This is a genomic window from Frigoriflavimonas asaccharolytica (assembly GCF_013294015.1).
GTDB lineage: Bacteria > Bacteroidota > Bacteroidia > Flavobacteriales > Weeksellaceae > Frigoriflavimonas > Frigoriflavimonas asaccharolytica.
Window position 1 is genome coordinate 1 of sequence record NZ_JABSNO010000016.1, and the last position, 22342, is coordinate 22342.

Genomic DNA, 22342 nt, shown 5'->3' on the forward strand with positions numbered 1-22342 from the left:
ACTTTATCTGGGAATACAAAAATGGTTATTGCGATATCACAACAGAAGTCATCAAGGAATTAAACTCAAAAAGCCATTGGAAATGTATAAATTAGCAGCATAAAAACAATTAAGAAACAACTAATTGTGGTCTAAAGAAATGAGGGTAGAATAAGGCGAGAACATTTTTTCCTCTGATAGAAGAATTATTTGGAAGCATAAAGTTAAAGAAGGACATTTTCCAAATACTGGTCTGACTAAAATAAAGTCTATTACTGAATCTTTTCGTAAAAAAAGTGGAAAATGGAAAAAATTTAGAACTTCAATTTCTTCGGGATATAATGGTAACATAACTGATTACTATTCGTGTGCACCTGGAGGCACACTATCAAGTAATAAACAAAAAAATAGAAAAAGGTTAAAGAAAATTGAAACATCATTACCATTTGGGTTTAAACAAAATAGTTTTTTTAGCACTCATAGTCAAGACAGTAATATATTTAATAAAGATATTTTCCAGTAAATAATAATAAAAATTCCTCTTAATATTAAGAGGAATTTTTAAATTGTGTAATACTAAAAACCAATTTTTAAAATATAATATGAAAAAGTTAACATTATTAACTACATCTTTATCAATGTTCGTTGGAACGATATTCAGCGGACAAATTCAAACCGAAAAATATTGGAAGTTTGGGCTTAAAGGTGGTTTAAATCAGTCAAATATTAGAGCATTAGATAATATGGGTGATAAATCTGGATATATTGGGACTGAACTATATGGAGGTTTTGTATCTGAATATCATTTTGATGATTCAAACGCTATACAAGGTTCAACCATTGTTTCATATACGCAAGCTGTTACTATTATAGAAATACCGATATATTACAAATATAAGTTGAAAAAGGACTTTTCTATATTCGCAGGACCAAAACTAAACTATATTCCGGATCCACAAGGAAATTCTTTTTATTTTTTTCCCAATCGCTTAGGAATTTCTGCAGATATTGGTGTAGATTATCAAATCTTAAATAATTTTTTTGTTGAGGGAAGTTTTTCAAAAGGATTTACTGAACAAATAAACCAAAATGCGTTAGAATATTACAATGGAAAAAGAGATGTATTAAGACTTGGCCTTGTCTACTTTCTTAAATAATAGGCATAAAAATATGATAAAAATCTTTTTTTAATCCAATTGCAGAATTGGATAGTTTCCTTATATTTGCACCAAGAAAAATTGAAGCTATGGCAAACGAAATAAAAGGAAAAGTTTCTCAGATTATTGGACCAGTAATTGACGTTATTTTCTCTAGAGTAGAAGATTTACCAAACATCTATGATGCATTGGTAGTAACCAAAGAAAGTGGTGATAAAATTACTTTAGAAGTAGCGCAACATATTGGCGAAGATTCTGTAAGATGTATCGCAATGGATGCTACAGATGGACTACAAAGAGGTGCAAGTGTTGTAGGATACGGACTCCCAATCACAATGCCAGTTGGCGAAGATGTTTATGGAAGATTGTTCAACGTTGTTGGAGATGCTATTGATGGCTTGCCACAAGTATCGAAAGAAGGAGGATTGCCAATACACAGAGATGCACCTGCTTTTGATCAATTAACAACATCTGCGGAAGTACTTTTCACAGGAATTAAAGTTATCGATTTGGTAGAACCTTATTCTAAAGGTGGTAAAATTGGTTTATTTGGTGGAGCGGGAGTTGGTAAAACAGTTTTGATCCAGGAATTAATTAATAATATAGCAAAAGGACATGGTGGACTTTCCGTATTTGCGGGAGTTGGAGAAAGAACAAGAGAAGGAAATGACCTTTTGAGAGAGATGCTAGAATCTGGCATTATAAAATATGGTGATGAATTCATGCATTCTATGGAAAATGGAGGATGGGATTTATCTAAAATTGATTTAGAGGCAATGAAAGAATCGAAAGCAACTTTCGTATTCGGACAGATGAATGAGCCACCTGGAGCAAGAGCAAGAGTAGCACTTTCTGGTCTTACGATTGCAGAAAATTTCCGTGATGGAGATGGAGCAGGACAAGGTAGAGATATTTTATTCTTCGTAGATAATATCTTTAGATTTACACAGGCTGGTTCTGAGGTATCTGCACTTTTGGGTAGAATGCCATCTGCAGTAGGTTATCAACCAACTTTGGCATCAGAAATGGGTGCGATGCAAGAAAGAATTACTTCTACAAAAAATGGATCTATTACATCTGTACAAGCGGTTTACGTACCTGCGGATGATTTAACCGATCCTGCACCAGCAACAACCTTTGCTCACTTAGATGCAACAACGGTATTGGATAGAAAAATTGCTTCATTAGGAATTTATCCAGCGGTAGATCCTTTGGCTTCTACTTCTAGAATTTTGACCCCTGAAATTTTGGGTGATGAGCATTATGATTGTGCACAAAGAGTGAAAGAAATTTTACAAAAATACAAAGCATTACAAGATATTATCGCGATTCTTGGGATGGAAGAACTTTCTGAAGAAGATAAATTATCTGTTTATAGAGCAAGAAAAGTACAACGTTTCTTATCTCAACCGTTCCACGTTGCAGAGCAATTTACAGGTTTGAAAGGATCTTTGGTAGATATAAAAGATACCATCAAAGGATTTAATATGATCATGGATGGAGAGTTAGATCACCTTCCAGAAGCAGCTTTCAACTTGAAAGGAACTATAGAAGAAGCTATAGCAGCAGGTGAAAAAATGGCAGCAGAAAACGCTTAAAAAAGAATATAGACGGATAGATGATAGACTTTTAGACTTTTTAAGAAGTTACAACCTATTATCTATCCATCTTTTATCTATTATCTAAAAAAAAATGAATATAAAAATTTTAACTCCAGAACACGTTATTTTTGAAGGCGAAGTGAAATCAGTTTTGCTTCCTGGTAAAAATGGAGATTTTCAGATAATGAAAGATCACGCTGCTATTGTAGCATCTTTGGTTGGTGGAGATATTAAATTGTACACCAATTCTATCGATGAGCAATTTTCTAAAAATTTCAAAAAAGAAAGTGAAAAAGAAAGTGTTTTTTCTTTCAAAGTAAAAAGCGGAGTTATAGAATTTGCAGGCAATAAAGGAATTATCCTTGCTGAGTAAATTTTAAATTTTCAAAATATATAATTCCCAGACTTTTGTTTGGGATTTTTTTTTGGTAAATAAGTTAAATTCCAAATTTTAGACAAAATTTATCAAAGACGAACTTCCTGTTCTTAATTCCTTTACCAAATTTATTAGTAAAATCACAAACTCAAAATCACCCCATTTTCCTTCAAAGATTGCATCGGTTTAGAAAACCAAAATAATTCAAAATTTTCAAACTGATTTTCAAAATCGGTTTTCAACTGTTGAAGTGTGAGTTTATTTGAATTTTGTAAAGTGTTTGTTTTAAAGCTTTTAATTAGCCAATTTGCTCTTTCTACTTCTAGTTCAATTTCTACAATGTTTGTATTTAGATGAAAAATTAATTTAGATAAATTGATTGAATTTCCTTTTTTTGTTTTAGTGAAATTCTCGCAGATAGGATTTTTAGCAACAAAAAGAATTTTAGAATTTCCTTTGAATTTAAAATCTTCCTCTTCCAAAAGACAATCATGTATATAATCAGGATGTATGCTGGTTTTTGGCGTTTTAAAATCAAACCAATCTTGCAAGCGCAACTCAAAATGAACTCCGTGCATGTAATTAAACAAAGATTTTTTTAATCCATCACTAAATTTATTGTGATCTATACCTGTTTTGTCTATAAAATCTATATCGTTATGCGCGAATTGTATGTCTTGAAGGATTGGCGTCACCCCAAATTCTTCAGGATTTTTTCCAACTGGCGAATGTGCCGTCATTGCAAATTGATGCCAAAAACCACTTTGCAAAATTCCCATTTCAAAAAGTTGACGCACCATTTCTAAAGAATCTACAGTCTCTTGGATTGTTTGAGTAGGGTAGCCATACATCAAATAAGCATGCACCATAATTCCTGCTTCCGTTAAATTTCGGGTCACTTTGGCAACTTGTTCTACGGAAACTCCTTTGTCAATTAGTTTTAAAAGCCGATCGCTTGCCACTTCCAATCCACCAGAAACGGCGATGCAACCAGATAATTTTAGCAAAACACATAAATCTTTGCTGAAACTTTTTTCAAATCGAATATTCGTCCACCAAGAAACTACTAAATTTCTACGTAGAATTTCTAAGGCAACTTCTCGCATCAATGCTGGTGGTGCTGCCTCATCTACAAAATGAAATCCAGATTCTCCAGTTTGAGCCATCAATTCTTCCATTCTATCTACCAAAATCTTGGCAGAAATGGGCTCGTATAATCGGATATAATCCAAAGAAATATCGCAAAAAGTACATTTTCCCCAATAGCAACCATGCGCCATCGTGAGTTTGTTCCATCTACCATCACTCCACAAACTGTGCATGGGATTGGCAATTTCTATAACGGAAATATAATTATTTAAAAGTAAATCTGTATAATCTGGTGTTCCAATTTCTGCCTGTTTGTAATCCTGTTTTGTTGAATTATTTTTATAAATAACTTCTCCATTTTCAAGAATAAATGTGCGTTTTAAAATCCTGTCCTTCGTACAACTCTCCAAAGTTGGAGAATTTAATATAGCAATACAAATTAATTCTAAAGGCAGTTCCCCATCATCTAATGTGATGAAATCAAAAAATTCGAAGACTCTACTATCTTTTAATTCTCGCAGTTCTGTGTTCGGAAAACCTCCTCCCATTGCAATTTTTATGTGGGGATAGTTTAATTTAATAAATTGAGCACATTTAAAAGCAGCATACAAATTCCCTGGAAATGGTACGGAAAAACAAACTAATTTTGGTTGAACTGCGTCAAGTTTTTCATTTAAAATTTTTAAAGTAAATTCATCGATGAAACTTTGCTCATTATTTAGTTTAGTATATAATTCATCAAAAGAATTGGCACTTTGTCCTATTCTTTCCGCGTAACGGCTAAAACCGAAATCTGCATCTACGTTTTCTACAATATAATCTGATATATCTTCTAAATAAAGGGTTGCAAGATGCTTTGCTTTGTCTTGTAAACCCATATTTCCGAAGGCATATTCTATATCGTCCAAATTATTGAACCGAGATGCTTCTGGCAAAAAATTCATACTAGAAATTTGCCTTGCTAAGGTAGGATTTCGGTTTTGAAGAAATAAAATAACTTGATCTATAGTTTTTATATAATCATATTTTAAAGCAAATATCCGTTGAGAATTTTCTGAAACATTTTGTAAATTAATTTCTTTTTCAAAAATTTTTTCTAGACCAGTTTTAGAAAAAATTTTTAAAATAACTTCTATCCCCAAATCCATTTGAAAACTCGAAATATTTTTCGTGTTTAGAAATCCTTTTATATAAGCAGTTGCCGGATAAGGTGTGTTGAGCTGCGTGAAAGGTGGAGTAATAAGAAGGGTATCTTTCAAGAAATATTTTTTGTAAAATTATTTATTTTAAATGAAAAAACCGCTGAAAATTCAACGGTTTAAATTTATTTTAGAGATTAATTTAGCTTTCTTTGTAAACCAAATTCATTTCTTCTTCCATTTTTTTGTAGTGTCCGCTAGAAAGTTTTTCACTAATAGCATCAAATGCCTCCAAAGTTTCATCAATTTCTGCGTCTGTATGCGATGCTGTAGGTATTAATCTTAGCAAGATATTTCCTTTTGGTATTACAGGATAGATAACTACAGATGTGAAAATACCGTAATTTTCTCTTAAATCTTTCACTAAAAGTGTAGCTTCTACGGTTGTTCCTTTCATAAAAACTGGAGTTACACAAGTATTGGTGTTTCCCAAATTATAACCTCTTGCTTTCAATCCGTTTTGTAATTTACCAACGTTTTCCCACAATTTTGCTTTTATTTCTGGCCTTGTTCTTAAAAGTTCTAATCTTTTTCTTCCACCAATTACCATTGGCATCGTGAGAGATTTAGCATAAATTTGAGAACGAAGATTGTATTTTAAAATTCTTATAATATCTGCATCTCCTGCTATGAAAGCACCAAAACCTGCCATAGATTTTGCAAACGTAGAGAAATAAACATCTATTTTGTCTTGGCAACCTTGCTCTTCTCCAGCTCCAGCTCCAGTTTTACCTAGAGTTCCGAAACCATGCGCATCATCTACAAGTAAACGGAAATTATACTTATCTTTTAAATCGGTAATTTCTTTCACTTTTCCTTGCATTCCACTCATCCCGAAAACACCTTCCGTGATTACTAAAATTCCACCGCCACTTGCTTCTGCAACTTTCGTAGCTCTTATCAAGTTTTTTTCTAGACTTTCTAAATCATTATGACGGTACATAAAGCTTTTTCCCACGTGCAAACGTACACCATCTACAATACATGCGTGAGCATCAGAATCATATACGATGACATCGTGACGACTTGTTAGTGCATCCACAGTGGAAACCATTCCTTGGTATCCAAAATTCAATAAATATGCAGCTTCCATCTTTACGAAATCTGCTAATTCTTTTTCTAATAGTTGATGTTGATCTGTTTCTCCAGACATTGCTCTTGCTCCCATTGGATAGAACATACCATATTCTGCAGCAGCTTTTGCATCTGCTTCCAAAACTTCTGGGTGATTACACAAACCTAAGTAATCATTTGCACTCCAAAAAATTACTTCTTTACCTTGAAAAATCATTCTTGGTCCAATTTTACCTTCCAATTTTGGAAAAACAAAGTAACCTTCTGCATAATCTGCGAATTGACCTAATGGGCCAGGATTTTTTCTTAATCTGTCGAATATATCTACCATATTTCTGAAATCGTTTTAAGATGTAAAGTTAAGGAAAAAATCAATAATAAAAAACCCTTTTCAAATTTTGAAAAGGGTAGTATGTTAAAAATCATAAGGTTATTACTTTATGTGCTCAGTTTTAAAAACTTCATCATAGTTATGTACCAGATTATTGGTAAAACCTTGCTCTTTCATCCATTCATCACTGTATACTTTCGTGATATATCTAGAACCATGATCTGGAAATATTAAAACAACTAAATCTGTATCGTTAAATGGATTTTCTGCTGCATATTGTACAAGACCTTGTACTACAGCTCCAGTTGTGTAACCACCCATTATTGCTTCTTTCAAAGCAATTTCTCTGGTTTTGTAGGCTGCCAATTCATCATTTACACGTACAAATTCATCAATTTGATCAAAAAGAAGCGCTTTTGGAATTAAATTTTTGCCCATTCCTTCTATCTGATATGGATGAATGTCTGATTTATCTATCTCGCCAGTCTCATGGAAAGTTTTGAGTATAGAACCATCTGCATCTACTCCGATTACTTTTATATCAGGGTTTTTCTCTTTCAAAAATTTTGCAGAACCACTTAAAGTTCCACCTGTTCCTGTACAAGCAAATAAGTGCGTCACCTTTCCTTCGGTTTGTTTCCAAATTTCTGGTCCTGTAGTTTGGTAGTGCGCTTCTATATTTAATTCATTAAAATACTGATTGATGTATATAGAATTTGGAGTTTCTTCTGCCAATCTTTTTGCAACTTCATAGTAAGATCTTGGATCTTCCGCAGGTACATTTGCAGGGCAAATATAAACTACTGCTCCTAAAGCTTTCAAATAGGCTATTTTTTCAGCCTTAGTTTTATCGCTTACGGATAAAATACATTTGTAACCTTTGATGATACTCACCATCGCGATAGAGTATCCAGTATTACCAGAAGTTGTTTCTATTATCGTTGCGCCAGGTTTCAACAATCCCATCCGTTCTGCTTGCTCTATAATGTGCAAAGCAATTCTATCTTTTGTAGAATGTCCTGGATTAAAAGATTCTAATTTTGCAAGTATGGTTGCTGGTATATCTTTGGTAACTTCGTTGAGTCTTACCATTGGACTTTCTCCAATTAATCCCAGGATGTTATCAAATACGTTATTCATTTGTGTCATTTCTCTCTAAAAATTCCGTTTGCAAAAATACAAAAAAAAAAATTTATAATTATAATTATAAAGTAAAACTTCGTTGTGTATTAGCTTTCAGTTGTTTATACGAAATAAAGAGTGGTTTGGTTGTAATTAACGTTAATATTTAAAATTTGTTAAATTGCCATAAGAATCAACTAAAATCATTATTTTCGCACAATTGATTTAAATTTATGAAAAATTGGACATTTAAAAGATGGAATACCGTCTTAGGTTGGGGAGTTTTTGCAATTGCATTCATTACTTACCTTTCTACCATAGAACCAAATTTTAGCTTTTGGGACTGTGGGGAATACATATCTTCTGCTGTAAAACTGGAAGTTACCCATGCTCCAGGAGCAGCACTTTTTCAATTGGTAGGTGCAGTTGCTGCGATGTTTGCCTTTGGAGATGGCGGAAATTATTCTATCGTTATCAATGGAATGTCTGCACTTTTTAGTGCGCTTACTATTTTATTTTTATTTTGGACAATTACGCATTTAGTAAGACGGCTTTTAAATAAGGAATTCGAAGATGTTAGTTTAAATCAGGAAATTGCAATTTTATTTTCTGGTGTTATTGGTGCATTAGCTTTCACATTTTCAGATACTTTTTGGTTTTCTGCGGTAGAAGGGGAAGTTTATTCTATGACGTCTATGTTTATAGCAATGATTGTTTGGCTCATAACAAAATGGGAAAATGAATATCATGCAATAGATAATGAACGTTGGATTATCCTAATATTCTTCGTTATTGGTCTTTCTGTGGGTGTTCACATGATGTGCATGTTGGCAATTCCGGCGGTTTGTTTTATTTATTATGCAAGAAATTACGAATTTTCTTGGAAAAGTTTTATTCTGGCAAATTTTTTCACATTAATAATTTTAGCAATCGTTTTTAAAGGAATATTTCCTTTTATAATGACACTATTTGGAAAATTAGAAATTCTAGCGGTAAATGAATTGGGAATGCCTTTCCATTCTGGGACTATTATCGCCTTTGTTTTGTTGGTTTCAATTTGTGTTTTAATCATTAAATATGCTCAAAAATACAAGAAAAATTTATTTATCACGATGGCATTGTCCGTTGTTTATATGTTAATAGGATTCTCTTGTTGGATGGTAATTCCTATTCGAGCCAACGCAAATCCACCGATGAACTTGAACAATCCAGATAATGCAATCGGCATGAAAGATTATTATAATCGTGTTCAATATGGAGATTGGCCAACAAGCTACGGGCAAAATTATACAGCATACTTAGATGCAAACGGAATTCAGAAAAATGAAGATGGTAGTTTTAAAACAAATAAAACAGACGATGTTTACGAAAAAGATGAAAAATCTGGATTGTACAGAAAAGTAGGCGAAAGATTTGATTATGTTTACGCACCAGAACATGTAGGTTTTATGCCAAGAATGTTTAATGAAGATAAGGATGTAATGCAGAATTACATTTCTATGTATGGAGCGCCAGATTTTAGTTTCAATTATGAGAATAAAGATATAGCTGAAAGTCCAGAAGCGATGAAAATTTTTGATGAATTGCGTGCAAAATATGAAGACAAAACGATAAAAGCGAGCGATTATCTTCAAGTTCGAGAATATAATTTATTAAAGGTTCAAAAACCAAGTTTATCTCAAAACCTAGATTATTTCTTTAGTTTTCAAAATGGGTATTATTTTGTAAGATATCTAATGTGGAATTTTGTTGGTCGTCAAAATGATTTGGAGGGTCACATGGAAAATACCAACGGAAATTGGATTTCTGGTTTTTCTTTTATAGATGATGCAATGTATGGAAATCAGGATAAAATGCCTGCAAAATTTAAAAACGAAAGTACTGTTGCCTTCTTTTTCTTACCATTATTGCTGGGAATTTTTGGTTTCTTTTTCCAACTAAATAAAGATTTCGGTAGATTTTACGCAATTTTATCCTTGTTTATATTAACCAGTATTGGTATTGTATTTTACACCGGTGTAAAGCCTTTTGAACCACGAGAAAGAGATTACGCAATGGTTGGTTCTTTCTATGTATTCGCCATCTGGATTGGAATTGGAGCAGCTGCAATCTTCATGTTTCTACAACAAAAAGTAAAATCAAGAGTTGCAAGTATTATCACTGGAATTGTACTTCTGGGAATTCCATTGATGATGGGTTTTCAAAATTATAATGCGCATGATAGAAGCAATCATTACACAGCACATGATTATGCACATTCTATGTTGGCTTCTTTGCCAAAGGATAATATTTTGTTTGTATATGGAGACAATGATACCTATCCTGTTTGGGCAATGCAAGAGACAGAAAATTTTCGAGATGATGTGAAAGTTGTGAATTTTACGTTACTTTCTACACCTTGGAATATAGATCAGGTGAAACGCCGAACCTATAATGCACCAGGAATTCCTTCTAGTTTGGTTCACGAAGATTACAGAGAAGGTAGCAATGATCAAATTGTGATTTTTGATACAGAAACTTTAGGTAGAATTATTAAAAATTATACAGAACAAGGTTATCCTGCATCTACATTCGCACCATTTACGAAATATCTTACCCAAGATTCTATGACCGTGCAAGAAGCAATGAAATTCATTAGAACAAAATCACCTGAAAAAGATGAAATGGTGAAGATTTTATTTGGAGAAGATCGTTACGAAAAATTTAATTTTTTACCAGTTTCTAAATTTACAATTCCTGTAAATAAAGCAAACGCTATAAAATCTGGAACTGTAAAACCTGCTGATGCAGATAAAATGGAAGACAATTTGACCATCAATTATACCAGTGGAACAATGTATAAGAACAATTTGATGCTATTGGATATTCTTGCAAATTTTGATTGGAAAAGAACGATCAATTTTTCTTCGGGTGGAGTTTATGATGATGAAAATTTATTCTATCTTCAAAATTATCTACAATTTGATGGTTTTAGTTATCGTTTAGTTCCTATTAAAACAGAACAAAGAGCAGATGGAGAAATGGGTAGAGTAGATGCCGACGAACTGTACAAAGTTGTGAAAAACTTTAAATGGGGGAATTTTAAAAATTTAAAAAATCATTTTGATGAAACTGCAACATCAAATATAATGAGCTACAGAAATACAACAGGTAGAGCAGCAGAAGCACTTTCTTTGGCAGGAAAAAAACAACAAGCTATAGAAATTTTAGATCTTGCATCCAAAGAAATTCCTGTAGAGAAGTACAATGATGCCAGATCTTTAAGCAGTATTGTGTACGCCTACATCGTTTCTGGCCAAGAGCAAAAAGGATTGAAATTAGCAGAAGAATTGAAGAAAGGAATATTTGAGGAGTATGATTATTATGCAACCTTATCAGATGCAGATCAAAGATATGCAAGAAGGCAAATGGGAGCAAAACCAATGGAATACTCTCTTGTGGTTGCTGCAGTATCAGACAGTTATAAAAAAATTGGCCAATCAAATAAAGGTTATGCTTATCTCGTAAAATCTTTGTCTGTGATTGATAAAAGATTAAATAATTTCTTAGGAGATCTAAAAGCAATGGGAAAAGAAAAAGCACGTAATGAAACGGATAAAGTTCAAATTATTACGCCTTTCTACACCTATTTATTTGATGTGATGAAACCCTATGATTCCACTTACGCAGACGAAAAGGAGGCACAAATAACGAAAGCAATAATGGAGGCAAATAATTAATTTTAGCTTTCAATAACAAAAAAACCACGAAATTTTTCGTGGTTTTTTTGTATAAATTAAAAAATTTAGAAATTTAGAAATAGTTTCTACTAATTTTATAAAAAAAGAAAATTAAATATTCTTAATTTTGCCACGTAAATATAATTTATGCGAGATTTATTACCCTATTATCTACAAACCAGACTCTTTACAATCAATCTATGCGCACCGCTGCAGTTAGAAGATTATATACCACAACCTGTAGATTTTGCAAGTCCACCAAAGTGGCATTTAGCTCATTCTACATGGTTCTTTGAAGAAATGATTCTAAAAAAATTCTATCCAGAATATCAAATTTTTCATCCGGATTTTTCTTTTTTATTTAATAGCTATTATCAAACAATTGGCAAAAGAGCGGTAAGAAATCAACGTGGTTTGATCACGAGACCAAGTGTGGAAGAAGTGTATAAATATAGAAAATATGTGGATGCTAAAATAGAAGAATTGCTTACTGACGAAGATAACTTGGAAATCCGAGAGCTTATAATTCTAGGGATCAATCACGAGCAACAACATCAAGAATTACTAATTACAGATCTTAAACATACATTTTCTTTTAATCCAATAAATCCTGTTTATAAAGAAAATTTTGACTTAATTAATCAAGATAATGAGGAAACAGGCTGGCTAGAAATAGAAAAAGGATTGTATCAAATAGGTTTTGAAGGGGAAGGTTTTCATTTTGATAATGAAGTAGGTAGACATCAAGTATATTTAAATGATTTTCAAATCTCGAAAGCATTGGTTACTAATGGAGAATATATTGAATTTATTGAGGCGGGAGGTTATCAAAATTTTAAATTTTGGCTAGACGAAGGTTGGAGTTGGGTAGAAGAAAATAAAATTGATGCACCTTTATATTGGGAAAATATAGATGGAGTTTGGCATCAATACACTTTGGGCGGATTAAAAATTGTAGAAAAAGATAAAATTCTTGCACACATTTCTTTTTATGAAGCTCAAGCTTTTGCAAATTGGAAAGGTTGCAGATTGCCCACAGAATTTGAATGGGAAGCAGCATCTGCAAAATTTAAATGGGGAAAAAGATGGGAGTGGACTTATTCTGCATACCTTCCTTATCCAAAATTTGAAATTGCAGAAGGCGCAGTTGGAGAATACAATGGCAAATTTATGATCAGCCAAATGGTTTTGAGAGGAGCTTCTACAGCTACACCAAAAGGACATGAAAGATCAACATACAGAAACTTTTTCCATCCAAAATATAGATGGCAATTAACAGGAATAAGATTAGCAAAATAAAATATGGAATATAATGCACAGTTTCTAGAAGACACACAAAACGGACTAAGCGATAGTCCAAAAAGATTGCCTTCTAGATATTTTTATGATAAAATTGGTGATAAAATTTTTCAAGAAATAATGGCGATGCCAGAATATTATCTTACAAATAGTGAAACAGAAATTTTCAAAATTCAAGCAAAAGAGATTATAAATTCTTGGAAAATTGACAAAGACATTCCTTTTGAATTGATAGAATTAGGAGCTGGAGATGGCACGAAAACTATATTTCTTTTGGAAGAATTGCTACATCAAAATTATAACTTCAGTTATTTACCGATTGATATTTCTCAAAACGTTTTGGACGATTTGGTGAATAATTTATCTGAGAAACTACCAGATTTAAAAATTGAACCAAAACAAGGTGATTATTTTATGATTTTGGATGAGCTTTCCCAAGATGATAAGCAAAAGATTGTTCTATTTATTGGTTCAAATTTGGGTAACTTAGAAGATAAAATTGCTGCAGAATTTTTGAAGAATGTGACTGCAAGTTTTAGAAATAAAGATAAATTGCTTCTTGGTGTAGATTTAAAAAAAGATTTTAAAACAATTTTGCAAGCTTATAATGATGAGAGCAAAATTACAGCAAGATTTAATCTTAATCTCTTGCAAAGAATGAACAATGAATTAGGCGCAAATTTTATTGTTGAAAATTTTCTGCACGATCCAGAATATGACGAAGAAGAAGGTGCTGCAAAAAGTTACTTGAAAAGTCTAACCAATCAAAGTGTTCATTTTTCCATTAATGATAAAGTATTCCATTTTGAAAAAGATGAAAAGATTCTAATGGAAATTTCTAGGAAATATGATGACGATGTTTTAAATAATCTTTTAATAGATTCAGGAGTTCAAATTAAAGCGAAGTTTGTAGATTCTCGAAGCTATTTTGCAGATTACATTTTAGAAAAGAAGTAAGGTGAAAAAAGGAATTTTAGGTCTGGGAAATGCTTCCACAATTTTTTATATTGATGAAATAAATTCTCAGTACAACAAAATGAATGGTGGTTTTTCTACCTGTCCTTTTCTTTTATATCAAACAAACTTTGACGAAATTAATCCATATTTGCCTAATCAATTCGATATTTTAATTCCAAAAATTGAGAATTATTTTTCAGAAATTAAATCTTTAGGTATTCAAAAACTACTGATTCCAAATATAACTTTGCACGAGACGATTGATAAAATTTCAAGTGATGTGGAAATTATTCATGCAGTAGATTTCACAATAAAGAAATTGAAGAAATATGAAATTGATGAAATCGTAATTTTCGGAACTATTTTCACTATGAATTCACTATATTTAAAAAAGAAATTTGGTGAAGTAGGTATTGCATTTAATCTTCCTAGTAAAGAGCATCAAATTTCTATAGACGATTTTAGGAAAAAAGTGTACGAAAAGAGAGAAACTCCGGAAGAAGTTTCTCAATTTCAAAATTTATGCTATCTTTATTCGCAACATAGCCATGTGATTTTGGCGTGTACTGAATTATCTATTCATGCGGAGAAATCTCCTCATATACTAGATATGGCTCAAATTCAAATTGAAGAATTTTTAAAATAAATAAATGAAAACAATCTTAAAATTACTAGTAACTGCGGGAGTTGCGTTTGGTTTAACGAAAATTTTGACAGGCGTTCATATAGACAATTTTATGACCGCAATTGTATTCGCATTGGTGTTAGGTTTGCTCAATTTTTTTGTAAAACCAGTTCTAAAAATTATTGGTTTGCCATTTACAATTATTACTTTAGGATTATTTACTTTTGTGATAAATGCTGCTATCATACTTATTGCAGCCCATTTTATAGATGAAATGTCTGTAGATGGCTTCTTTTGGGCGTTAATTTTTAGTATCGCATTATCTTTAATATCATCTTTAATTAATGGTATTTTTCTTTCAGACGACAAAGATTAACATTCCATTTTTTATAAAAAACTTGCATCAAAAGTAAAAGGTAAGAGAGATCTTATAGATTTTACCTTGCAAATTTCGTCGTCCATATTTGCGAAATATATTTCTATTTCCGAACTCTGTTTGTTTTCGTATTCAGAAATTACTTGTCTACAAGCTCCACAAGGTGGAGTTGGTACGGCTTTATTTAGATTTTCAAGAGAAGCACCAAGTACAAATAATTTTAGAATCTTCACATCTGGAAAATTTGCAGATGCATAAAATATAGCCGTTCTTTCTGCGCAAATTCCTGATGGATAAGCTGCATTTTCTTGATTGTTTCCGGAGATAATTTCTCCATTTTCTAACAAAATTGCGCATCCTACCAAAAATTTTGAATAAGGCGCATAAGCTTTCAGACGCGAAGATTTTGCAAGATTAAACAATGTTTTTTCAATCTCGGAAAGATTGTTAGAATTTTCAAAATAGTCGTAATCTATACTGATGTTTTTGGTCATAATTTCTGCTTAATACTAAGTAAAGATAAATGTTTTCATCAAATTATCAAAATTGAATTTATGCTAAAAAATAATTATGTTTAATATTTTAAAATCATTTCTATTCATTTATCTTTGTGATAGCAATACCTCTGTCATTATATATAGAAGAAACATTGATAGAGTTTAAATGACAATAACATTTATTTAAGTAAATTAAAAATTTAAAAATGAAAGATAGTATTTTATATTCCCCTATAAAATTTAGAAATTTAGAGCTTAAAAACCGTTGGGTAATGTCGCCAATGTGTATGTATTCTGCAACAGAAGGATTTCCAAATGATTTTCATTTTGTTCACTATGGGAGTAGAGCGCAAGGTGGAACAGGATTGATAATAGTAGAAGCAAGTGGTGTAGTTCCTGAAGGTAGAATTACCAATAAATGCACCGGAATTTGGAATGATGAGCAAGCCAAATTTTTCTCAAAAATAAATAAATTTATACACGATAATTCGGAATCCAAAACTGGAATTCAACTATCTCATGCAGGTAGAAAATCGTCTACTTGGAAAAGTGAACAATTATCATTAGAAAATGGAGGTTGGGAAACTTTTTCTGCATCTAATATACCTTATAATGAAGAGGAAAGATCGCCGACTGCTTTATCTATTTTAGAAATTAAAAATTTAGTTCAAGAATTTAAAAATTCAGCGAAAAGATCTATTGATGCAGGCTTTGATTTAATTGAAATACATGCGGCACATGGCTATTTAATACATCAATTTCTTTCTCCGCTTTCTAATGTAAGAACCGATGAATACGGTGGAAGTTTTGAAAATAGAATACGTTTTCTAGTGGAGATTGTAGATGCTATTAATGAAGTTTTAGACGAAAATCATCCACTTTTTGTTAGGATTTCTGCCACAGAATATTCTGAAAATGGTTGGGATTTGGAAGAGAGTGTAGCTTTGTCTCAAATTTTGAAAACTAAAAACGTAGATTTGGTAGATGTTTCTAGTGGCGGAAACATTCACGGTGCAAAAATTTCTGTTTTTGATGGGTATCAAGTTCCATTTTCTGCAAAGATAAAATCAGAATCTAGCATCAATACTGGAGCCGTAGGTTTAATTACAAATGCTGAACAAGCAGAAGAAATTTTGCAGAAAAACGAAGCAGATCTTATTTTTGTAGCAAGAGAATTACTAAGAAATCCATATCTTGCGATTGAAGCTGCTTTTGAAAACGAAGCATCATGCTTTTTTCCGAAACAATACTCTCGTGCAAAAATTTAATTTAAAATTTAACTAAAATGGTTCTGGAAGAATATATGTTACCTTGTCTAAGCAAATCATTATTTGGTATAGAATGCTTTGGTTGCGGTATGCAACGTTCCGTAGTAATGGTTTTCCAAGGTAGATTTTTAGATGCTTGGAAACTTTTTCCAGCAGTTTATCCTTTTTTTTTCTTTGCAGCATTTTTGGCAATAGATTATTTTGATAAATCTAAAAGTTATGGCAAAATGATTATTATTTCTGCAGTCATAATGTCTTTTACGATGGTCATTTCCTATTTTTTTCGTCATCCATTGTTTTAAATTATTATATTTGCTGTAGAAAAATAAAAAACTATGAACGAACAAAATTTTCAACCACTTGGGCAAAAATTGCCGAATGCAACAGCAAGTTTGGTACTTGGTATACTAGGAATTTTAGGAACCTGCTGCTACGTTGTTCCTGGATTAATAATGGGAATCATCGGCTTGATATTAGCAGGAATGGATACCAAAAAATACAAAGCAAATCCAGCAATGTATGATAACTATAGCACTGTGAAGACTGGAAAAATTCTTTCCATTATTGCAATTGTTATTTCATTTATTTTCATTGCCTTCGTCGTTTGGATGTTCGCTTACATTGGTTGGGAAAATATGCAAAATGAAGAATTAATGAATCAAAGAATAGAGGAATTATTTGGACAATAAAATAATAACTGATAATTAAAAAGACCGCAAATTTTGCGGTCTTTTTCTTTTAATAAATTTAAATGCTATCTTTTTGGAGGAAAGTTCAACATTATTTTTTCTATAATTGCAGGTATTTGTTTTTGTTTTGCTTTTGGTGCATCCACGGAAATTCCACTTCCTACACCTTGCCAAACTAATTTCTGTGTTCTCGCATCTATCAAATCTAAGATCAACGCACCTTGGTTGTAATTAGAAGACCATGTTCTCTGCATTCCCATTCCCCAGCCAAATGATCCTCCCCAACCAAATCCGCCACCAAAATTTCCACCTTGGTTGATGTCTGTTATTTTCTTATGATTCGCTTTCACATTCACGATTAAATCGGGAGTATCGCTCACAGTTAAGCCTTTCATTTGTAGTTGTTTAGAAACCTCGTTCAACACTCTATCTTGGTCCAGATCATTCAACTTCAAATCATCAACTCTTAGTTTGTAGGTTTTGTACATATTAAAATTGGTAGATTCGGCATAATCTGTTCTTACATTAAAAGGACTGCAAGAAGATAATCCTAAAGCAGCACATATTAAAATCGGGAAAATATACTTTGTACTCATATTGTTATTTTTATGTTAAAAATTATTTTTTATAAATTTTACTCCGGACTATTAACTTCCGACTTCGGAATTTTCTTGAAAGAATCCGTATTTTTATCGTATCCAAAGGGACAATGTTTGCATCCACTTTTGCAGCAATAACCACGTTTTAAATGATATTTTTCTGTGAAAACCTTATAGCCTTGCTCATTATAATAGAAATCTACATTTTCTTGTAATAATATTTTTTCCATTAATTGTTTTTTAATAAACTTTTCTACTTTTGTAAAATGATAATTGTGTGCCAAACTCTTCTGAAAAATACAAAAATTAATGGAATTACACTATTTCCTTTTATAATTTTAAGTAATAAGTTGGATAAAGATAATAAAGTATTATTAAATCATGAAAAAATTCACATTCGTCAGCAATTGGAATTGCTGATTATTTTCTTTTATATTTGGTACGTTGTTGAGTATTTCTACCATTTTGTAAAATTAAAAAATGGAAATTTAGCATATAGATCTATTTCTTTCGAAAAAGAAGCTTATGCAAATGAAAATAATTTTGATTATTTAGATCGTAGAAATTTATGGACTTTTTGGAAATATATTTAAAATTTTACTAATCGCGATAATCTGCCTTGTGTCTTTAATAACTAAAAATGAGTTTTAAAGTTTCTTATCAATAATAAAATGATGCGTTAATCTTTACTTTTTAAGAAAAAAATACTTTTTCAAGTCCAAGCGCAAAGTCTTGGAATTAAAAACGAGTATCTACAATTATAAATTTATTTTAAATAAAATGAAATTTCCCCAAAATTCTGCTCCACTTATTCATTTATATTCCAGGAATGGAGTACAAGTCCATATGAAAAGAGAAGATCTTGTACATCCAGAAATTTCTGGAAACAAATTTTGGAAACTTTTTTATACTATTCAAAATTATCAAAATGAAAAGAAGGAAAAACCATTGATAATAACTTTTGGCGGAGCTTTTTCTAATCATATTGCAGCCGTTGCAAAAGTTGGACAATTAGAAAATATTCCAACTTTAGGAATTATAAGAGGAGATGAATTAGAAAAAAATTGGCAAAAAAATCCAACATTGAAATTAGCCCATGAAAATGGCATGAATTTTCGTTTTGTAAATCGTGAAACTTATAGAAATAAAGAAAGTTTAAGTGAAAAATTACTTGCAGAATTTCCACAATCTTGCATCATTCCAGAAGGTGGAACCAATGATTTTGCGGTAAAAGGAATTCAACACATGTTGAATTTTGAAACCGAACAATTTGATTATCTTTGCAGTGCAGTAGGAACTGGTGGAACATTGGCAGGAATTTCAAAGTTTTGCAAAGAAAATCAGCAAGTTTTAGGATTTTCTGTGGTGAAAGATTTAGAGCAAAAAAAATTGATCTCACAACTTTCTGGTAAGCGTAATTTTGAATTAGTAGATGCAACATTTGGAGGATATGGAAAAATAAATGAAGATTTAATTTATTTTATCAATAGCTTTAAAAAAGAATTTAAAATTCAGTTAGACGCCATTTACACAGGAAAAATGATGCAAAAATTGCAAATGATGATCGACGAAAATTATTTTCCTCAGAACACAAAAATTGTAGCTTTTCATACGGGAGGTTTGCAAGGAAATTTTGGCGTAAATCTGCAATTGACAAAGAAAAAGAAAGTATTACTAAACTTAGAGCACTAAATTCGTAATCTGTATTACGCGATATGTAGGCAAAAGTGAACGAAGATTACGTAATAAAATTTAAATAAAAAAATAAATATCTTCATATGAATAGATTTTTTATAATCGCCGGTTTGATTATTATTTCAAATTTTAAAGCACAAGGTTGGAAAACAGACGAGCAATATATCCAAAAATTTGCGCCTTATGCTGTGGAAGAAATGGAAAAATATAAAATTCCAGCTTCTATCACGCTTGCGCAAGGTTTGCTAGAAACTGCAGGTGGACAAAGTAGATTGGCGCAAGAAGGAAACAATCATTTTGGAATTAAATGCAAAGAAGATTGGACAGGCAAGACCATGAAACATACGGATGATGCTCCAAATGAATGTTTTCGAGTATATGATGATCCGAAAGATTCTTACGAAGATCATTCGAAATTTTTAGCTTTTCGTAAATTTTACGTGAAGCTTTTTACTTTAGAAATGAAAGACTACAAAAGTTGGGCACATGGATTGAAAAAGGCTGGATATGCTACAAATCCTAGATATGCTTACATCTTGATAGATAAAATTGAAAAAAATAATTTGCAAGAGTTTGATAACGCCAACTCTAAAGAAGTGATGTACACCATTTTGAAAATGTACCCAGCTTTGAAAGAAGATAAACTTTTCATGGCGAAAGTGATGCAAGAAAAAGCTGTACCAGAACCAAAAACAATAAAAGTACCGTATAAACCAACATCTTATAAAAAACAACAAGAGACGGTAGAAAAAATAAGAACAAAATCTAAATACGAAGTTTTAGCTACAATTTTGGTGAAAAATCATCCTAATGATCAGCTTAAATATTTTGTTGTGCCAGATGATTTGGAATTGAAATTGATTTCTCAGAAATTTGGAATTAGCGAAAAACGATTGGAAAAATACAATGAATTAGACGGTTCTGATTTGAAAAAAAATGAAATCATCTTTCTAGAATCTAAAAATTCTAAAGGAAATGTAGCAATTTACACGGCAGAAGTTGGTGAAAATATGCACGATATTTCTCAGAAATTTGGAATAAAATTGTCCTCGCTTTTATCTAAAAATAGAATGAGTGAAAGTGAAAATCCGAAAGTTGGTCAATTAATTTATTTACAGGATAAGAAACCAAGATAAATGTAAGTTTTTTGCTTTTATTTTTAGGTCTTAGAAATTTTCTTGGTAAAAAAATAATTTCGTAAAACAGCAAAAATCTTCTAGCCCCGATTGTAACGGCATCCTTTTCTGCTGTTCAAAAATTTTTCTACTTCAAAATTGCTTTCTAGCAGAAAAGATATAGTGGAAAGCGGGATTAAGCTTCAAAAAAAAATCATCAAAATTTGAAAAATTAAAAATATATAATGAAATACGAGAGAAGTTCGGCTTTGTTTGAAGAGGCCAAAAAATATATTCCAGGAGGCGTAAATTCACCAGTGAGAGCTTTTAAATCTGTTGGTGGAACTCCAATTTTTGTAAAATCTGCGAAAGGAGCTTACTTGCATGATGAGGACGGAAATTCTTATGTGGAATATATCAATTCTTGGGGACCTGCGATTCTCGGCCATACACATCCAGAAGTTTTGGAAGCGATAAAACTGCAAGCTGAAAAAGGATTTTCTTTTGGCACGCCCACAGAATTGGAATCTGAAATGGCGAAATTTATCATCGATAATGTACCAAATGTAGATCAAATCAGGATGGTTTCTTCGGGTACAGAAGCTTGTATGAGTGCTATTCGCGTTGCGAGAGGTTTTACCAAAAGGGAAAAAATCATCAAATTTGAAGGTTGTTATCATGGTCATTCGGATTCATTTTTGATAAAGGCAGGAAGTGGTGCCGCAACATTTGGTACGCCAAGTTCTGCAGGAGTTACGCAAGGAACTGCGAAAGATACCTTGAATGCAAAGTATAATGATATAGAAGACGTTGTAGAATTATTTGCTAAAAATGAGGGTGAAATTGCTGCCGTAATTATAGAGCCAGTTGCAGGAAATATGGGTTGCGTGTTGCCAGAAAATAATTTTCTACAAAAATTGAGAAAATTGTGCACAGAAAATGGTGCGGTTCTTATTTTTGATGAAGTGATGACGGGTTTTCGTCTTGCTTTTGGTGGTGCACAAGAAATGTATGGAGTAGATGCAGATATGGTTACATATGGTAAAATAATTGGTGGCGGATTGCCTGTTGGCGCTTTTGGTGGAAAGCAGGAAATTATGGATTGTTTGGCACCCAATGGAGATGTATATCAAGCTGGAACTTTGAGTGGAAATCCTTTGGCGATGCGTGCTGGTTTATCGACTTTGCAACTCATAAAAAAAGATGAAAATTTCTACAAAAATTTAGAAAAAAATACAGAAACTCTGGATTTCGAAATTGCTAAGATTTTGAATGAGAAAGATATAGTGCATAGAATTAATAGAAAAGGCTCCATGATGAGTATCTTTTTTCATACGAATGCAGTTTCTAATTTTGATGAAGCAGCAAAAGCCAACCATCCTTTATTCAATAATTTTTTTCATCACTGTTTACGAAATGGTGTTTATTTGCCACCAAGTGGATATGAAAGTTGGTTTATTTCTCAAGATATTAAGGAAATTGAGATTGAGAAAACTTTGGAAGTTGTGAAGAAATTTGAGTATTCTAATAAATAAAATAGAGTAGAAAAGAAATTAAAGTTAAAAATTGTGACAA

Annotated in this window: 21 protein-coding genes; 15 read left to right on the forward strand and 6 right to left on the reverse strand. The window is 31.9% G+C overall.

The features are described 5' to 3' along the window. Positions 1-581: 581 nt before the first annotated feature. From HNQ03_RS10565 to HNQ03_RS10575, 3 genes are all read left to right on the forward strand, one after another. Positions 582-1136 carry a PorT family protein gene (locus HNQ03_RS10565; protein ID WP_173779650.1) on the forward strand — a complete coding sequence of 185 codons (555 nt, stop codon included), beginning with the start codon at positions 582-584 and terminating at the stop codon, positions 1134-1136. Between the two features lie 89 nt (positions 1137-1225). Continuing rightward, entirely contained in the window at positions 1226-2734 is a 1509-nt protein-coding gene (gene atpD, locus HNQ03_RS10570; protein ID WP_173779651.1) for a F0F1 ATP synthase subunit beta, read from the forward strand. 94 nt (positions 2735-2828) lie between these two features. Further along, the gene (locus tag HNQ03_RS10575; RefSeq protein ID WP_173779652.1) at positions 2829-3110 is read left to right on the forward strand and encodes a FoF1 ATP synthase subunit delta/epsilon; all 282 of its coding nucleotides are present in this window, start codon (positions 2829-2831) and stop codon (positions 3108-3110) included. Between the two features lie 143 nt (positions 3111-3253). Here the strand turns inward: HNQ03_RS10575 and HNQ03_RS10580 are convergent, their stop codons facing one another. The 3 genes from HNQ03_RS10580 to HNQ03_RS10590 form a co-directional block, all read right to left on the reverse strand. Further along, positions 3254-5461: a B12-binding domain-containing radical SAM protein gene (locus HNQ03_RS10580; RefSeq protein WP_173779653.1), complete on the reverse strand. Its 2208-nt coding sequence runs from the start codon at positions 5459-5461 to the stop codon at positions 3254-3256. 82 nt (positions 5462-5543) lie between these two features. After that, the gene (locus HNQ03_RS10585) at positions 5544-6806 is read right to left on the reverse strand and encodes an aminotransferase class I/II-fold pyridoxal phosphate-dependent enzyme (RefSeq protein WP_173779654.1); all 1263 of its coding nucleotides are present in this window, start codon (positions 6804-6806) and stop codon (positions 5544-5546) included. 102 nt (positions 6807-6908) lie between these two features. Continuing rightward, positions 6909-7946, reverse strand: coding sequence for a PLP-dependent cysteine synthase family protein (locus HNQ03_RS10590; protein ID WP_173779655.1), 1038 nt, complete (start codon positions 7944-7946; stop codon positions 6909-6911). A gap of 215 nt (positions 7947-8161) precedes the next feature. On the opposite strand from HNQ03_RS10590, the gene HNQ03_RS10595 reads away from it, so the two are divergent. From HNQ03_RS10595 to HNQ03_RS10615, 5 genes are all read left to right on the forward strand, one after another. After that, complete coding sequence (locus HNQ03_RS10595) at positions 8162-11647, forward strand: glycosyltransferase family 117 protein (RefSeq protein ID WP_173779656.1); 3486 nt, start codon at positions 8162-8164, stop codon at positions 11645-11647. Positions 11648-11794: 147 nt separating this feature from the next. Further along, complete coding sequence (gene egtB / locus HNQ03_RS10600; RefSeq protein WP_173779657.1) at positions 11795-12946, forward strand: ergothioneine biosynthesis protein EgtB; 1152 nt, start codon at positions 11795-11797, stop codon at positions 12944-12946. A gap of 3 nt (positions 12947-12949) precedes the next feature. Beyond that, entirely contained in the window at positions 12950-13903 is a 954-nt protein-coding gene (locus HNQ03_RS10605) for an L-histidine N(alpha)-methyltransferase (protein ID WP_173779658.1), read from the forward strand. Between the two features lies 1 nt (position 13904). Continuing rightward, a complete protein-coding gene (locus HNQ03_RS10610) occupies positions 13905-14549 on the forward strand; it encodes an aspartate/glutamate racemase family protein (RefSeq protein ID WP_173779659.1) in 645 nt (214 codons plus the stop codon). 4 nt (positions 14550-14553) lie between these two features. Beyond that, positions 14554-14904: a phage holin family protein gene (locus tag HNQ03_RS10615; protein ID WP_173779660.1), complete on the forward strand. Its 351-nt coding sequence runs from the start codon at positions 14554-14556 to the stop codon at positions 14902-14904. An 11-nt stretch (positions 14905-14915) separates the two neighbouring features. Here HNQ03_RS10615 and cdd read toward each other — a convergent pair whose 3' ends face one another. Continuing rightward, a complete protein-coding gene (gene cdd / locus HNQ03_RS10620; protein ID WP_173779661.1) occupies positions 14916-15398 on the reverse strand; it encodes a cytidine deaminase in 483 nt (160 codons plus the stop codon). Between the two features lie 209 nt (positions 15399-15607). Between cdd and namA the strand changes: the two genes are divergently transcribed. Genes namA through HNQ03_RS10635 form a run of 3 tightly spaced genes read left to right on the forward strand, consistent with a single transcriptional unit; the run spans position 15608 to position 17358 of the window. Then, positions 15608-16669, forward strand: coding sequence for an NADPH dehydrogenase NamA (gene namA, locus HNQ03_RS10625; RefSeq protein WP_194305185.1), 1062 nt, complete (start codon positions 15608-15610; stop codon positions 16667-16669). Positions 16670-16686: 17 nt separating this feature from the next. After that, positions 16687-16971 carry a DUF2752 domain-containing protein gene (locus HNQ03_RS10630; RefSeq protein ID WP_173779662.1) on the forward strand — a complete coding sequence of 95 codons (285 nt, stop codon included), beginning with the start codon at positions 16687-16689 and terminating at the stop codon, positions 16969-16971. 33 nt (positions 16972-17004) lie between these two features. Next, complete coding sequence (locus HNQ03_RS10635) at positions 17005-17358, forward strand: CCC motif membrane protein (RefSeq protein WP_173779663.1); 354 nt, start codon at positions 17005-17007, stop codon at positions 17356-17358. Positions 17359-17423: 65 nt separating this feature from the next. Here the strand turns inward: HNQ03_RS10635 and HNQ03_RS10640 are convergent, their stop codons facing one another. Both HNQ03_RS10640 and HNQ03_RS10645 read right to left on the reverse strand, forming a co-directional pair. Then, a complete protein-coding gene (locus HNQ03_RS10640; protein WP_173779664.1) occupies positions 17424-17954 on the reverse strand; it encodes a DUF4136 domain-containing protein in 531 nt (176 codons plus the stop codon). A 38-nt stretch (positions 17955-17992) separates the two neighbouring features. Continuing rightward, positions 17993-18187 carry a DUF5522 domain-containing protein gene (locus HNQ03_RS10645; protein ID WP_173779665.1) on the reverse strand — a complete coding sequence of 65 codons (195 nt, stop codon included), beginning with the start codon at positions 18185-18187 and terminating at the stop codon, positions 17993-17995. Between the two features lie 36 nt (positions 18188-18223). On the opposite strand from HNQ03_RS10645, the gene HNQ03_RS10650 reads away from it, so the two are divergent. The 4 genes from HNQ03_RS10650 (at position 18224) to hemL (ending at position 22302) form a co-directional block, all read left to right on the forward strand. Beyond that, the gene (locus HNQ03_RS10650) at positions 18224-18550 is read left to right on the forward strand and encodes a hypothetical protein (protein ID WP_173779666.1); all 327 of its coding nucleotides are present in this window, start codon (positions 18224-18226) and stop codon (positions 18548-18550) included. A 187-nt stretch (positions 18551-18737) separates the two neighbouring features. After that, positions 18738-19649: a 1-aminocyclopropane-1-carboxylate deaminase/D-cysteine desulfhydrase gene (locus HNQ03_RS10655; protein ID WP_173779667.1), complete on the forward strand. Its 912-nt coding sequence runs from the start codon at positions 18738-18740 to the stop codon at positions 19647-19649. 86 nt (positions 19650-19735) lie between these two features. Next, positions 19736-20788, forward strand: coding sequence for a glucosaminidase domain-containing protein (locus HNQ03_RS10660; RefSeq protein ID WP_173779668.1), 1053 nt, complete (start codon positions 19736-19738; stop codon positions 20786-20788). Between the two features lie 224 nt (positions 20789-21012). After that, on the forward strand, positions 21013-22302 hold the full coding sequence (gene hemL / locus HNQ03_RS10665) for a glutamate-1-semialdehyde 2,1-aminomutase (protein WP_173779669.1): 1290 nt from the start codon (positions 21013-21015) through the stop codon (positions 22300-22302). Positions 22303-22342: the final 40 nt, after the last annotated feature.